The sequence below is a fragment of the Streptomyces sp. BV286 genome (assembly GCF_019090165.1).
In the GTDB taxonomy this organism is placed as follows: domain Bacteria; phylum Actinomycetota; class Actinomycetes; order Streptomycetales; family Streptomycetaceae; genus Streptomyces.
On record NZ_JAHRIB010000002.1, the window covers coordinates 1 to 13,910 of the forward strand.

Sequence of the window (13,910 nt, forward strand, 5' to 3'; positions counted from 1 at the left end):
CGATCTGGGTGTTGAGGAGGGCGAGGTTGCGGTCGACCTCGGCCTTCGCGGAGGCGGGGATGGCGGGCAGGCTCGGCGCGACGGCCGGGCAACTCACCGTGCCGGGCGACGCCTTCGTTCTGGCGGCCTGGGCGTTGTTGCTCTTGGACGTCTCCCCGGCGAGGGCGGAGCCTGCGATCACCGCTCCGGACAACGCCACCGCGGCAGCGCCGCCGATGATCGCCACGCGGCGCTTGTTGTACTTCGGAAGAGCCCTGGACATGGGGATGCCTCACTTGGGTCAGGAGTGGGTTTACAAACGCGGCGCCAGCGTTCGGAGTGATGTACGCGAAAGCGGTTTCCCGCGTTCAAGCGGACTTCGAAATACTTCTCCGCATCCTCCAGATTGACGAATCATGCAGACCTCTGCATACTCATGCAGGTGAGCCTGTGCACCGTGAGGAGAACCGCGAGCGCGCGCTCGCCTGTGGCGGGGCCGGGGTCGCGGATGCCAGGGACGAGTTCGCCGAGCCCCTGAGGGGGGCCGTCCCGTACTAGCCTGACGACGCCTCTTCGCCGCAGCGCGGGGTGGCGGTCGCACACCAACAGTTCTGAGGAGCACAGCAAGTGAGCAGCAACAGCGGTGACGTACGGCTCTGGGGCGGTCGTTTCGCCGACGGTCCCGCCGAGGCCCTGGCGAAGCTGTCCGCGTCCGTCCACTTCGACTGGCGGCTCGCGCCCTACGACATCGCCGGTTCGCGTGCCCACGCGCGCGTGCTGCACAAGGCACACCTCCTCGACGACGACGAGCTGGCCCGCATGCTCGCGGGGCTCGACCGTCTGGAGGCCGACGTCGCGGACGGCTCCTTCGTCGGCACCGTTGCCGACGAGGACGTCCACACCGCCCTGGAGCGCGGTCTCCTGGAGCGGCTCGGCCCGGACCTCGGCGGCAAGCTGCGCGCGGGCCGCTCGCGCAACGACCAGGTGGCCACCCTCTTCCGGATGTACCTGCGTGACCACGCCCGCATCATCGGCGGCCTGATCGCCGACCTCCAGGACGCGCTGGTCGGCCTCGCGGAGGCGCACCCGGACGTGGCGATGCCCGGCCGTACGCACCTCCAGCACGCCCAGCCCGTGCTGTTCGCCCACCATGTGCTGGCCCACGCCCAGCCCCTCTCCCGGGACGCCGAGCGCCTGCGCCAGTGGGACGAGCGGACCGCCGTGTCGCCGTACGGTTCGGGTGCCCTCGCGGGCAGCAGCCTCGGTCTCGACCCGGAGGCGGTCGCCGCGGACCTCGGCTTCGAGCACGGCAGCGTCGGCAACTCCATCGACGGCACGGCCTCCCGCGACTTCGTCGCCGAGTTCGCCTTCATCACCGCGATGATCGGTGTGAACCTCTCCCGGATCGCCGAGGAGATCATCATCTGGAACACGAAGGAGTTCTCCTTCGTCACCCTCCACGACGCCTTCTCCACGGGCTCGTCGATCATGCCGCAGAAGAAGAACCCGGACATCGCGGAGCTGGCGCGCGGCAAGAGCGGCCGGATGATCGGCAACCTCACCGGCCTGATGGCGACACTGAAGGCGCTGCCCCTCGCCTACAACCGCGACCTCCAGGAGGACAAGGAGCCGGTCTTCGACTCCTGCGACCAACTGGAGGTCCTGCTCCCCGCCTTCACCGGGATGATGGCCACGCTGACGGTCAACCGCGAGCGCATGGAGGAGCTGGCCCCGGCCGGCTTCTCGCTCGCCACGGACATCGCGGAATGGCTGGTCAAGCAGAACGTGCCGTTCCGGGTCGCACACGAGGTCGCGGGCGAGTGCGTCAAGGCCGCCGAGGCCGACGGCATCGAGCTCGACGGGCTCACCGACGAGCAGTTCGCGAAGATCTCCTCCCACCTGACGCCCGAGGTGCGGTCCGTCCTGAACGTGCCGGGCGCCCTCGCCTCCCGCGACGGCCGTGGCGGTACCGCCCCCAGCGCGGTGGCGATCCAGCTGGCAGAGGTGAAGGCGGACGTGGCGGCCCAGCACGCGTGGGCCACGGCGAAGCAGAAGAAGTAACCGCCTCTCCACGAGACCCGCACCTCAGCCGCAGCCGTGCGGGAGCGGGGCGCCGGACGACGGAGGTCATCGCGGGTTACGTTGGTCCGGCGCCGTACAGGAGCCGACCGAAAACGGAGCCCGCGATGCCCTTCGCCCGACTGGCGACAGCAACGACCCCCACCTGCCACATCGGCCTCGGCCTTGCCGCGATCGGCCGCCCCGGCTACATCAACCTCGGCCGCGACGAGGACCTGGGGGCGGACCGCACGGTCGAATCGCTGCGCGCCCGCACGCACGAACTCCTCGACGCCGCCTACGCCCAGGGCGTGCGCTACTTCGACGCCGCCCGCTCGTACGGCCGCTCGGAGGAGTTCCTGGCCGGCTGGCTGCACGAGCGGCCCGGCATCACCGACGTCGTGGTCGGCAGCAAGTGGGGCTACACCTACACGGCCGGGTGGCGCACCGACGCCGAGGCGCACGAGATCAAGGACCACGGCCTCGCCACGTACCGTCGGCAGCGGGCCGAGAGCGCCGAACTGCTCGGCGAGCGGCTCGACCTCTACCAGATCCACTCGGTGACCCCCGACAGCCCGGCCCTCACCGACAAGGAACTGCACGCCGAGCTGGCCGAGGCCGCCGCGCGGGGGCTGACCGTCGGGTTCTCCACCAGTGGCCCCGCGCAGGCCGGCGCCATCCGTACCGCGCTCGCGGTGACCGTCGACGGTGAGCCCCTCTTCCGTACCGTCCAGGCCACCTACAACGTGCTGGAGACCTCGGCGGGACCCGCGCTCGCCGAGGCGCACGACGCCGGGCTCACCGTGATCGTCAAGGAGGGCATGGCCAACGGCCGGCTGGCCGATCCGCACGCGCCGGCCGCCGTGCGCGCGGTCGCGCAGGAGGCGGCGGGCCTCGGCTCCGACGCGGTCGCCCTCGCGTACGTCCTGCGGCAGCCCTGGGCGGGCGTCGTCCTGTCCGGCGCGGCCACGGCCGTCCAGCTGGCCTCGAACCTGCACGCCGCCGTGGTCGACCTCGACGAGGAGCAGACGGCCGGGCTCGCGGCGCTCGCCGAGGAGCCGGTGGCGTACTGGGCGCACCGCGGGCAGCTGCCCTGGCACTGACCGTCGGCCAAGACCTTCAGCCGGGCCTTCGCGGGTTCACCGCGGGGGCCCGGCTCTCGTGATGAGCACCTCACGTCCCTATTGAGACATCTCTGTCTCACATGGTCTATTGTTGTCTCATGGCTGTTGATCGTGAACACGTGCTGCGCAGCGCAGCCGCCCTGCTGACCCGCAGATCCACCGCGACCATGGACGAGGTCGCCAAGGCGGCCGGGATCAGCCGGGCCACGCTGCACCGCCAGTTCGCCGGACGCGACGTCCTCGTGCGGGCACTGGAGGACCTAGGCATCCAGGAGTGCGAGGCGGCGCTGGACGCGGCCCGGCTCGACGAGGGCACCGCCCGGGAGGCCGTGCGCCGCATGGTCGGGGAGTTCGAGGACTCCGCGGCGCTGATGGCGTTCCTCTACACCGAGAACCAGCTGTTCGAGGGCGAGCAGCAGAACGAGGGCTGGGCCCGTATCGACGCCCGGATCGCCGCGCTCTTCCGGCGCGGCCAGGAGGGCGGCGAGTTCCGTATCGACCTGACCCCGGCCTGGCTCACCGAAGCGCTCTACGGGCTCGTCGCCTCGGGGGCCTGGGCGGTGACCGAGGGCCGGGTGGCGGCCAACGACTTCCAGTACATGATCGTCGAGCTGCTGCTCGGCGGCGCGGTAAGGAGAGAGGAAGCATGACCAGCACTGTGCGGCCGGCGTTCGCGACGGAGGCGGAGAAGCGCCCGGGCCGTTGGCTCGCCCTCGCCGTCCTCGTCCTCGCCGTGCTGCTGGTGGCCGTCGACGCGACCGTCCTCGGTCTCGCGACCCCCTACATCAGCGAGGACCTGCAGCCCTCGGGCAACCAGCTCCTGTGGATCGGCGACGTCTACTCGTTCGTCATCGCGGGCCTGCTCGTGTCGATGGGCAGTCTCGGTGACCGTGTCGGGCGCAAGAAGCTGCTGCTCATCGGCTCGGTCGCGTTCGGCCTCGTGTCCGTGCTCAACGCCTACGCGACGACGCCCGAGCTGATGATCGCCGCGCGGGCGCTGCTCGGAGTCGCGGGCGCGACCCTGATGCCGGCCACCCTCGCGCTCATCCGCAACCTCTTCCACGACCCGCGCGAACGCAGCCTCGCCATCGGCATCTGGGGCGCCACCGCGTCGGCCGGTACGGCGGTCGGCCCGGTCGTCGGCGGCTTCCTGCTCGAACACTTCTGGTGGGGCTCCGTCTTCCTGATCAACCTCCCCGTGATGGCGGTCCTCGTCCTCGTCGGCGTGAAACTGCTGCCCGAGTCCCGCAACCCGGAGCCCGGCCCCTGGGACCTCGTCAGCGTCGTGCTGTCCCTCGTGGGCATGGTCGGCATCGTGTACGGCATCAAGGAAGCCGCTTCGCACGGCCCGACCCTGACGGCGGGCGCGGCGGGGCTCCTCGGCGCGGCCGCGCTCCACGGCTTCGTGCGTCGCCAGCTCACGCTGCCCGTCCCGCTGCTGAACATGAGGCTGTTCCGCAACCGTGGCTTCTCCGGGGCGGTTCTCGCCGACCTGCTGACCATCCTCGGACTGTCCGGAGTGGTCTTCTTCCTCTCGCAGTACCTGCAACTCGTGCAGGGCAGGGGCCCCTTGGAGGCGGGACTCGCCGAACTGCCCGCCGCACTGGGCGCGGTGGCGGCGGGCCTGGTCGCCGGTTCGTTCGCACGCCGGTACTCGGTACGTGCCGTCGCCGCGGGTGGTCTGGCCGCGATAGGACTCGCCCTGGGCGCACTGACCTTGATCGACCGGTCCACCGGGTATCCGCTCCTCGGCGCGGCCCTGCTGGTCGTCGGCGTCGGCGCCGGCTTCGCCTTCACCGTGACCGCCGACGTGATCCTCTCCAGCGTTCCCAAGGAACAGGCGGGCGCCGCGTCCGCGGTCTCCGAGACGGCGTACGAGCTGGGGGCGGCCCTCGGCATCGCCCTGCTCGGCTCCATCGTCACCGGTGTCTACGCCGGGTTCACGGCCCCCGCGGGTACACCGCCCGAGGTGGCCGCGGCGGCCCACGAGTCGCTCGGCGGAGCAGTGGAGGCGTCGGGGGCCCTGCCGGACGCCGAGCCCCTCCTCGACGCCGCCCGCACGGCCTTCGTCGACGGCATCGCCCTGGCGTCGGGCCTCGGCGCGGTGGTCCTGCTGGCCGCGTCGGTGGCGGCGTGGGTACTCCTACGGGACCAGAAGCTGGAGAACGGCGAGCACGCATAGCCGCTCGCCGACCGCGGGCCGAGCGGGCCCGTTCGCGCAGTCCCGCGCCCCTTCAGGGGCGCGGGGAACGGCGCGCCCAGCCACAACGAACCCGCAGGAATCGAACGGCAGGTCCCAATTCAGGGGCGCGGGGAACGGCGCGATCAACCACGACGAACCCGCAGGAATCGAACGGCAGGTCCCCGTTCAGGGGCGCGGGGAACGGCGCGACCAGCCACGACGAACCCGCACCGAACCACCGACCCCCACCCCCGGGAGCCGCCGAACCAGCGGAGCTAAGCCGCTTCCTTGGCCTTCGTGGCGTACATGTCCACGTACTCCTGCCCCGACAGCCGCATGACCTCGGTCATCACCGAGTCCGTCACAGCCCGCAGCACATAGCGGTCACGGCCCATGCCCTCGTACCGCGAGAACTCCATCGCCTCGCCGAAGCGGACGGTGACCCGCCCGGGGCGGGGAAAGCCTGCGCCGCCCGGCTGGATCTTGTCCGTGCCGATGATGGCGAACGGGACGACGGGCGCGCCAGTCATCAGGGCCAGCCGGGCGATCCCGGTGCGGCCGCGGTAGAGCCGGCCGTCGGGGGAGCGGGTGCCCTCCGGGTAGATGCTGAAGACCTTGCCCTCCTCCAGCACCCGGCGGCCGGTCATCAGCGCCGCGACACCGCCGCGGCCGCCGTCCCGGTCGACGGGGATCATGCCGCAGCCGGTGAAGAACCACGCCATCAGCCGGCCCTTGAGGCCCTTGCCGGTGACGTACTCGTCCTTGCCGATGAAGAAGACCTGACGGTCGCAGAACAGCGGCATGATCATCGAGTCGATGAACGTGAGGTGGTTGCCGGCGAGGATCACCGGGCCCGTGCCGGGGATGCGCTCCGCACCCTCCACCCGTGGGCGGAACATCAGGCGCATGATCGGTCCGAGCACTGCCTTGATGAGCGCGAAGCGGGACAACGGGCCCTCCGGGATCGGTATAAGTCTGTGCAGGTGAGGACGATACTCGCGGCCACGGGGGTCTTGCACATCGGGTTCACCGAGTGGATACACAGTGTTGACCCTGCTTTACCTGCGGTGCCGCGCTGTAGCACGGCCGTCATCCGCACGAGACGGTGTGACCGATGTCGCGTCCGAACGGGGCCGACGGGCGGAGCTGATGGAGCGGGGTCGGTACGGTCCTGGTGGTCCGGCGTGCCGGTCAGCCGTCGGTACGGAGCCCGGCACGTCCACCGGCCGGGTACCCGCCTCCCGGGATCCAAGCCACCGTCCGCGGATCCGACCGACCGTCAATTCACCCACCGCGCACCCCACCTCACGCACCCACGCGACATGCAGCGTCACCCGCGTGTTCCGTCCAAGGTCTCCCGTCCGTCACCCGGGCGCACTTACGATCAGTCCCGCTTTGACAGGTGCAGGGCAGTATGCGGAGGAGCGCTCATGGGGACGCAGGAGTCGAACGAGGGACTGAACGGGATCAGCGCGGGACGGCGCGCGCTGCTCGGGGCCGCGGTGCTCGGCGCCGGCGGAGCGGTCCTCGGACTGCCCGCCACGGCGAGAGCCGACGAGAAGCACGGGAGCGGCGGCTACAGGAGCCTGCCGAAGCCGACGATCATCGGGCACCGCGGGGCCAGCGGCTACCGCCCGGAGCACACGCTCGGCTCGTACCAGCTGGCGCTCGACATGGGCGCCCACGTCATCGAGGCGGGTGACCTGGTGCCGACCAAGGACGGCCACCTGGTGTGCCGTCACGAGCCGGAGATCGGCGGTACGACGGACGTCTCCGCGCACCCCGAGTTCGCGGACCGCAAGGTGACCAAGCTCCTCGACGGCGTGTCCACGACGGGCTGGTTCACCGAGGACTTCACGCTCGCCGAGCTGAAGACGCTCCGGGCGAAGGAGCGCATCCCGGCCAACCGCCCGCACAACACGCTCTACGACGGCCGCTGGGAGATCCCCACCTTCGAAGAGGTGCTGCGCTGGCGGGACGAGCAGAGCAGGAAGCGGGGCAGGCAGGTCTGGATCTACCCCGAGCTCAAGCACCCCACCTACTTCCGCAAGCTGGGCCTCGGCCTGGAGGAGCGGGTCGCCAAGGTGCTGCGCAGGCACGGCCTGGACAAGAAGAACTCGCCCGTCATCCTCCAGTCCTTCGAGCCCACCAGCATCCAGCGCCTGAACAAGCTGGTCGGCAATCCCCTGGTCGTTCTCCTGTCCGCCGCCGGAACCCGCCCCTGGGACTTCGTGGAGACGGGCGACCCGCGTACGGTCGCCGACCTCGTCAAGCCCGCGGGCCTGAAGTGGATCGCCTCGTACGCCCAGGGCATCGGCCCGACCCTCGACCTGGTCATCCCGAAGGACGCGGGCGGCAACCTCACCACCCCGACCACCCTGGTCCGGGACGCGCACGCCGAGGGCCTGGTCCTGCACCCGTACACGATGCGCAACGAGAACCCCTTCCTCCCCGCGAACTTCCGCAAGGGGACGGACGCCGACGGCTACGGAGACGCCTTCGGCGCCTTCCGGACGTACTTCGCGACCGGCATCGACGGGGTCTTCACCGACAACCCGGACACCGGCGTCCTCGCCCGCGAGGACTTCCTCAAGCGCTGAGACCGCCCGTGGGTCCCACGCGTCAACAGCGGAGCCACCCGCCCCGGTTGGGGTGACAGTCGCCCGCCCCGGCAACCTCCGCCGGGGCGGGCGCGTCGTGCCGCATATGACCCACGACATGGTGACCACGCTGCGTCCCCTGCTCGCCGCCGAGGCCTCGGCGGAGGCATATGCCTCCGGAGCCGAGCCGGGCGACCTGGAACAGGCGGTCTGGGTGCGCCTCCTGGAACGCCTGGGCACGGAGGGCCCGCCCGCCGACCCGGCCGCCTGGCTGCGGGGCGCCGTCCGCTCCGAGGCACGGCGCACCCGGCGCACCGCGAACATCGAACGGCCGTACGCGTCCGAACCCGCCGACGACACCCGGCCCGGGCCCGAGCAGCTGGCGCTCAGCGCCGCCCGGCGCCGCGCCCTGCACTCCGCCGTACGACGTCTGCCGGGCCGCTGCCCGCGGCTCATGGCCGCTCTGCTGTCCCCGAAGGACCTCACATACCGGGAGATCGCGGGGGAGTTGGGTATCTCACAGGGCAGTCTCGGTCCGGAACGTTCCAGATGCCTGGGATGTCTGCGCCGAATGCTTGCCTCGGAGGTTGCGGCGCGCGAACCACGGGGATAGGAGTGAGGGACAACCGGCGGAACAGGTGAGCGGGAGGCATGCACACATGGGCATGAGCGTGACCATCTCGGCGGCGACAGAGCAGGATGCCGAACAGATCCTCAAACTGCAGTTCCTCTGCTACCAGAGCGAGGCCGCGCTGTACGGCGACTACAGCATCGAGCCCCTCACCCAGCCGCTCGACTCCCTCAAGGCGGAGCTCGCGGACGGCACGGTCCTGGTGGCCCGGCTCGGCGACGAGGTGGTGGCCTCGGTGCGGGCGACGGTGGACACCGACGGCACCGCCAGGATCAACAAGCTGATCGTCCACCCCCGCATGCAGCGGCACGGTCTGGGCGGGCGGCTCCTCGACGCCATCGAGGCGAAGGTCGCCGAGGGCTCGGGCGCGAAGAGCTTCCAGCTCTTCAGCGGCCACCGCAGCGAGCACAATCTGCGGCTGTACCGCAAGCACGGGTACGAGCCGGTGGCCACGCGCCGGGTGGACGAGCGGCTCAGCCTGGTGACGCTGGCCAAGGGCGCGACAGCGGGTGCGTTCGTCGCGAGCGCGTAGCGGTCCGCGGGACGGCGAGCGTCTGTCCGCGGGTGCGTTGTGGCTGGTCGCGTACCTCCCCGCGCCTCCGAAGGGGCGCCCGGGACCCGGGCGCCCTACGGGGTCCGGCGTGCCGTGCGGAGCCAGAACAGCGCGGTCACCGGCAGGACGACCGGGATGAACAGGTACTCCATGCCGTAGTCGGACCAGACGGTGGAGTCCGCGAAGGCCGAGGGCTCCACCAGGGTCCAGGTGCCGACCGCCAGCACGCCGACGAGCTCGGCGGCGCAGCACACCAGCGCCGCCCTGCGGGCCGTCTCCCCGCCGCGGACGAGCGAGTACGTGATGAAGCCGTACACGACACCCGCCGCGGCGGACAGGGAGTAGGCGAGAGGCGCCCGGTCGAAGTCCGTCGCGATCTGGAAGACCGAGCGCGACACCGCGCCGACCACCATCACGCCGTACAGCCACACCAGCAGCGTGCCGGGGCCGCTGATCAGCTTCTGGCGCCTGCCGTCCTCCGGCGTCACCGCCATCTCAGCCTCCCCAGATGTCGTGGAGCCGCACCTGGAGCACGGCCAGGACCACACCGCCGGCCGCGACCGTGATCGAACCCCAGCGGGTGCGCTCCGCCAGCGACATGAAGCCCGCCGCCGGAACGCACGCGAAGGCGCCGACGAGATAGGCCACGAAGATCGTCGTGCCCTGCTCCGGCTTCTCGCCGCGGGCCAGCTGGACGACGCCGACCACCAGCTGGACGAGAGCGAGCAGCGTCACCACGGCCATACCGATGAAATGCCAGTCCTTGGTCGGCTGGTCCCGGTGGGCGGCCCAGCCGCACCAGGCGGCGAGCGCGAGCGCGGCGACGGCGGTCGCGACCGTCAGGGCAACAAGCATGCCGCGACCCTATTACGGGCCAAAAGGCCCGATGCCCTCGCCCCCGGGTGCCCCGTAGGGTCGAGGACATGAAGATCCGAGCCGAAGCCCTGCTGTTCGACAACGACGGCACCCTTCTCTCATCGCTGGAGTCGGTGAACCGGTGCTGGACCAGGTGGGCCGAGGAGTACGGGATCACCGCCGCGGAGTTCGCCCGGGTCGAACTGCACGGCCGTCCGGCCGCCGAGATAGCCGCCGACCTGCTGCCCGCCGCCAGGGTCCCCGAGGCCGTCGTGCGCATCGAGCAGCTGGAGGTGGCGGATGTCGCGGGCGGCGTCCACCTGCTGCCCGGCACCCGGGCGCTCCTCGACTCCCTGCCGGCCGACCGCTGGGCCGTCGTGACCTCCGCCACGCGGCGTCTCGCGGAGGCCCGCCTCGGCGAGGTCGGCATCCGCCCCAAGAACCTGATCGCCGCCGACGACATCACGCGCGGCAAGCCCGACCCCGAGCCGTTCCTGCTCGCCGCCCGGCAGCTCGGCGTGGACCCGGCCCGCTGTGTCGTCTTCGAGGACGCACCCGCGGGCCTACAGGCGGGCCGCGCGGCCGGAATGACCACCGTGGCATTGGCCACAACCCACCGGGCCGCCGAGCTGACCGCGGACGCCGTGGTCGACGACCTCTCGGCCGTGTCGGCACTGGTCACGGACGGGGCAGTGGAGATCTCCGTACGGAACTGAGCGGCGTCCACCGCTGTCCGGCATACGGACAGCGGGTTCCCGTTCCCGCGCATACGTCTGCTTTACTTTTCTCATGACCACGACGAGCAGCCGCATCCTTGCGACCGAGGCGACCATGACGCCCGGTGCTCGCTGTATGTGTCGAATGTGCGCCTTCTAGAGGGCCCCCGCACCACCCAGAGCCTCGCGCCCCGAAGCGAGACCGCTCACGTCTGCCCGTACGACCCTTTCGTACGCGACTGAGCCCGCCCCGCGCACGCAGTTCTGCCGAGACCCGGCTTCCAACGCCACCGCGTGAACCACCGTGCCGCGTTCCGACCGAATGCACCCGTGCCCGGCGCACACCCACGCCCTGCACTCGACAGTGACGGATATCCCCCAGTGATCACGACAACCGGCCTGACGAAGGTCTACCGGGCCCACCGCTCGCCCGGCCGTGAGATCAAGGCCCTGGACGGCGTCGATCTGCACGTCCGCGAGGGCGAGGTGTACGGCGTCATCGGACAGTCCGGCGCCGGCAAGTCCTCCCTCATCCGCTGCGTCAACCTCCTGGAGCGCCCCACCTCCGGCACCGTGACCGTCGCCGGGCAGGACCTCACGGCCCTCGCCGGGCGCGGCCCGCGCGCCGGCCGGGAGCTGCGGAAGGCGCGCAGCCACATCGGCATGGTCTTCCAGCACTTCAACCTGCTGTCCTCGCGGACGGTCCAGGACAACGTCGAGCTGCCGCTGGAGATCCTCGGCAAGTCGGGGAAGGAACGTTCCCGCAAGGCGCTGGAACTGCTCGACCTCGTCGGCCTCGCCGACCGGGCCAAGGCCTACCCGGCCCAGCTCTCCGGCGGTCAGAAGCAGCGCGTCGGCATCGCCCGCGCCCTGGCCGGCGACCCGAAGGTGCTCCTCTCCGACGAGGCGACCAGCGCCCTCGACCCCGAGACCACCCGCTCCATCCTCCACCTGCTGCGCGACCTGAACCGGCAGCTCGGCCTGACCGTCCTGCTCATCACGCACGAGATGGACGTCGTCAAGACCGTCTGCGACTCGGCCGCCCTCATGGAGAGCGGGAGGATCGTCGAGTCCGGCACGGTCAGCGAACTGCTCGCCACACCGGGCTCCGAACTGGCCGCCGCGCTCTTCCCGGTGAGCGGCGACGCCTCCGCCGACGACCGCACGGTCATCGACGTCACCTTCCACGGCGACGCCGCGGCCCGGCCCGTCATCTCGCAGCTCTCCCGCACCTACAACATCGACATCTCGATCCTCGGTGCCGCGATGGACACCGTCGCGGGCAGGCAGGTCGGCCGGATGCGCATCGAACTGCCCGGCCGCTACGAGGACAACGTCGTGCCGGTGGGCTTCCTGCGCGAGCAGGGGCTGCAGATCGACTTCGTCGAAAAAGCGGGCCAGGCGCCCGTACTGGTGAAGGAAGGTGCCAAGTGACCTGGTCCGAGATGCAGCCGCTGCTGGAGCAGGCCTGTTGGGACACCCTCTACATGGTCGGCTGGTCGACGCTCATCGCCGTCGTCGGCGGGCTGCCGCTGGGCATCCTGCTGGTTCTCACGGACCGCGGCGGCCTGCTGCAGAACACCGTGCTGAACAAGGTCATCGGGCAGATCGTGAACGTCGCCCGCTCGATGCCGTTCATCATTCTGATGGTCGCGCTCATGGGCTTCACCCGGTCGATCACCGGCACCACCATCGGCCGCGAGGCCGCCATCGTGCCGCTCGCGATCGGTGCGATCCCGTTCTTCGCGCGCCTGGTCGAGACGGCCGTCCGCGAGGTGGACGGCGGCCTGGTGGAAGCCGTGCAGTCGATGGGCGGCAACACCTGGACCATCGTCCGCAAGGTGCTCGTACCCGAGTCGCTGCCGTCGCTGATCTCCAGCACCACCACGACGGTCGTCGCCCTCCTCGGCTACTCCGCCATGGCCGGCACGGTCGGCGCGGGAGGACTCGGCGACATCGCCATCCGCTACGGCTACCAGCGCTTCGAGACCGAACTGATGTGGATCACCGTGGGCATCCTCGCGGTGGTCATCTCCCTCATCCAGTTCGCGGGCGACTTCGCCGCGCGCGGGCTGCACCGGCGCGGTGGCCGGTCCGGCGCCGCCCCGCGGCTCAGGCTCCTGAAGGCCGCCACCGCGACCAGCAAGACCGTCTGACCACCACGGCTCCCGCCCCTCACGTCCACCCCCTCGGTTCTCCCCGCACACCCCCGCGGGGCCGCCACACCCTCAGGAAAGGCACTTTTCGTGCGTAACGCTGCCAAAATCACCACCGCCGTGCTCGCCGCCGGAGCTCTCACCCTGGGTCTCACCGCCTGCGGCTCGGACAAGGGAGCGGGCTCCGACGCGAGCGGCCCGCTGATCGTCGCCGCCAGTCCGGTGCCCCACGCCGAGATCCTCAACTACGTGAAGGACAACCTCGCGAAGGACGCGGGACTCGACCTGCAGGTCAAGGAGTTCACGGACTACGTCCTGCCGAACACCGCGACCGAGGACGGCTCGGTCGGCGCCAACTACTTCCAGAACCAGCCGTACCTCGACGACTTCAACAAGAAGAACGGCACCCACATCGTGCCCGTCGTCACGGTCCACCTGGAGCCGCTCGGCCTCTACTCCAACAAGATCAAGAAGGCCGACGAGCTGAAGAGCGGCGCGACGGTCGCCGTCCCGAACGACACGGTCAACGAGGCGCGGGCGCTCAAGCTGCTCGACGCCAACGGGATCATCACCCTCAAGGACGGCGCGGGCAACGACGCGACCCCCAAGGACATCGCGAAGAACCCGAAGAACCTCAAGTTCAAGGAGCTGGAGGCGGCGCAGACCCCGCGCTCCCTGGACGACGTCGACGCCGCCGTGATCAACGGCAACTACGCGATCGAGTCGGATCTCAAGCCCTCCGACGACGCCCTTGTCCTGGAGTCCGCCGATGACAACCCCTACGGCAACTTCCTCGCCGTCAAGGAGGGGAACGAGGACGACCCGCGCGTCAAGAAGCTCGCCGAGCTCCTGACCTCCGCCAAGGTCAAGAAGTTCATCGAGGACAAGTACGCCGGTTCGGTCGTCGCGTCGTTCTGACCGCACCGGACGACTGAGGGAAGGGCCGGCGCGGCGCGGGCCCGTCACCCTCCCGCCGGCCGCCGTTCCGTCCGCACCACGGTGTCGACTCGTCGACACCGTGGTGCGGTTCGGCGCTCACATGCTGCATGCTGGGCA

General features: G+C 70.6%; 14 protein-coding genes and 1 pseudogene. 11 read left to right on the plus strand and 4 right to left on the minus strand.

Annotation, left to right across the window (positions count from 1 at the left end):
* Nucleotides 1–262: pseudogene (locus KUF83_RS00005) on the minus strand (hypothetical protein); the annotation flags it as partial.
* A 344-nt stretch (nt 263–606) separates the two neighbouring features.
* On the opposite strand from KUF83_RS00005, the gene argH reads away from it, so the two are divergent.
* The 4 genes from argH to KUF83_RS00025 all read left to right on the plus strand — a co-directional run bounded on the left by argH (nt 607) and on the right by KUF83_RS00025 (nt 5,343).
* On the plus strand, nt 607–2,040 hold the full coding sequence (gene argH, locus KUF83_RS00010; protein WP_217452379.1) for an argininosuccinate lyase: 1,434 nt from the start codon (nt 607–609) through the stop codon (nt 2,038–2,040).
* 125 nt (nt 2,041–2,165) lie between these two features.
* Nucleotides 2,166–3,140 carry an aldo/keto reductase gene (locus KUF83_RS00015; RefSeq protein ID WP_217452380.1) on the plus strand — a complete coding sequence of 325 codons (975 nt, stop codon included), beginning with the start codon at nt 2,166–2,168 and terminating at the stop codon, nt 3,138–3,140.
* 119 nt (nt 3,141–3,259) lie between these two features.
* Nucleotides 3,260–3,811, plus strand: coding sequence for a TetR/AcrR family transcriptional regulator (locus KUF83_RS00020; RefSeq protein WP_217452381.1), 552 nt, complete (start codon nt 3,260–3,262; stop codon nt 3,809–3,811).
* Complete coding sequence (locus tag KUF83_RS00025; protein WP_217452382.1) at nt 3,808–5,343, plus strand: MFS transporter; 1,536 nt, start codon at nt 3,808–3,810, stop codon at nt 5,341–5,343. The genes KUF83_RS00020 and KUF83_RS00025 overlap by 4 nt, the downstream gene beginning before the upstream one ends.
* A gap of 275 nt (nt 5,344–5,618) precedes the next feature.
* Here KUF83_RS00025 and KUF83_RS00030 read toward each other — a convergent pair whose 3' ends face one another.
* Nucleotides 5,619–6,293: a 1-acyl-sn-glycerol-3-phosphate acyltransferase gene (locus KUF83_RS00030; RefSeq protein ID WP_254643142.1), complete on the minus strand. Its 675-nt coding sequence runs from the start codon at nt 6,291–6,293 to the stop codon at nt 5,619–5,621.
* A gap of 480 nt (nt 6,294–6,773) precedes the next feature.
* Between KUF83_RS00030 and KUF83_RS00035 the strand changes: the two genes are divergently transcribed.
* From KUF83_RS00035 to KUF83_RS00045, 3 genes are all read left to right on the plus strand, one after another.
* On the plus strand, nt 6,774–7,943 hold the full coding sequence (locus KUF83_RS00035) for a glycerophosphodiester phosphodiesterase (protein WP_217452383.1): 1,170 nt from the start codon (nt 6,774–6,776) through the stop codon (nt 7,941–7,943).
* Between the two features lie 106 nt (nt 7,944–8,049).
* Complete coding sequence (locus KUF83_RS00040; RefSeq protein ID WP_217452384.1) at nt 8,050–8,556, plus strand: RNA polymerase sigma factor; 507 nt, start codon at nt 8,050–8,052, stop codon at nt 8,554–8,556.
* A 46-nt stretch (nt 8,557–8,602) separates the two neighbouring features.
* Nucleotides 8,603–9,106, plus strand: coding sequence for a GNAT family N-acetyltransferase (locus KUF83_RS00045; protein ID WP_217452385.1), 504 nt, complete (start codon nt 8,603–8,605; stop codon nt 9,104–9,106).
* Nucleotides 9,107–9,201: 95 nt separating this feature from the next.
* On the opposite strand, the gene KUF83_RS00050 is transcribed toward KUF83_RS00045, so the two are convergent.
* The gene (locus KUF83_RS00050) at nt 9,202–9,621 is read right to left on the minus strand and encodes a hypothetical protein (RefSeq protein ID WP_217452386.1); all 420 of its coding nucleotides are present in this window, start codon (nt 9,619–9,621) and stop codon (nt 9,202–9,204) included.
* Between the two features lies 1 nt (nt 9,622).
* Complete coding sequence (locus tag KUF83_RS00055; RefSeq protein WP_217452387.1) at nt 9,623–9,982, minus strand: hypothetical protein; 360 nt, start codon at nt 9,980–9,982, stop codon at nt 9,623–9,625.
* Nucleotides 9,983–10,050: 68 nt separating this feature from the next.
* Here KUF83_RS00055 and KUF83_RS00060 point away from each other — a divergent pair, with 68 nt between their 5' ends.
* The 4 genes from KUF83_RS00060 to KUF83_RS00075 all read left to right on the plus strand — a co-directional run bounded on the left by KUF83_RS00060 (nt 10,051) and on the right by KUF83_RS00075 (nt 13,772).
* Nucleotides 10,051–10,698, plus strand: coding sequence for an HAD family hydrolase (locus tag KUF83_RS00060; RefSeq protein WP_217452388.1), 648 nt, complete (start codon nt 10,051–10,053; stop codon nt 10,696–10,698).
* A gap of 381 nt (nt 10,699–11,079) precedes the next feature.
* Nucleotides 11,080–12,132, plus strand: a complete 1,053-nt coding sequence (locus tag KUF83_RS00065) for a methionine ABC transporter ATP-binding protein (protein WP_217452389.1) — start codon at nt 11,080–11,082, stop codon at nt 12,130–12,132.
* Nucleotides 12,129–12,854 (plus strand): methionine ABC transporter permease, encoded by a 726-nt coding sequence (locus KUF83_RS00070; protein WP_217452390.1) that lies wholly within the window; start codon nt 12,129–12,131, stop codon nt 12,852–12,854. Before KUF83_RS00065 ends, KUF83_RS00070 begins: the two co-directional genes overlap by 4 nt.
* Nucleotides 12,855–12,944: 90 nt before the next feature.
* A complete protein-coding gene (locus KUF83_RS00075; RefSeq protein ID WP_217452391.1) occupies nt 12,945–13,772 on the plus strand; it encodes a MetQ/NlpA family ABC transporter substrate-binding protein in 828 nt (275 codons plus the stop codon).
* Nucleotides 13,773–13,910: the final 138 nt, after the last annotated feature.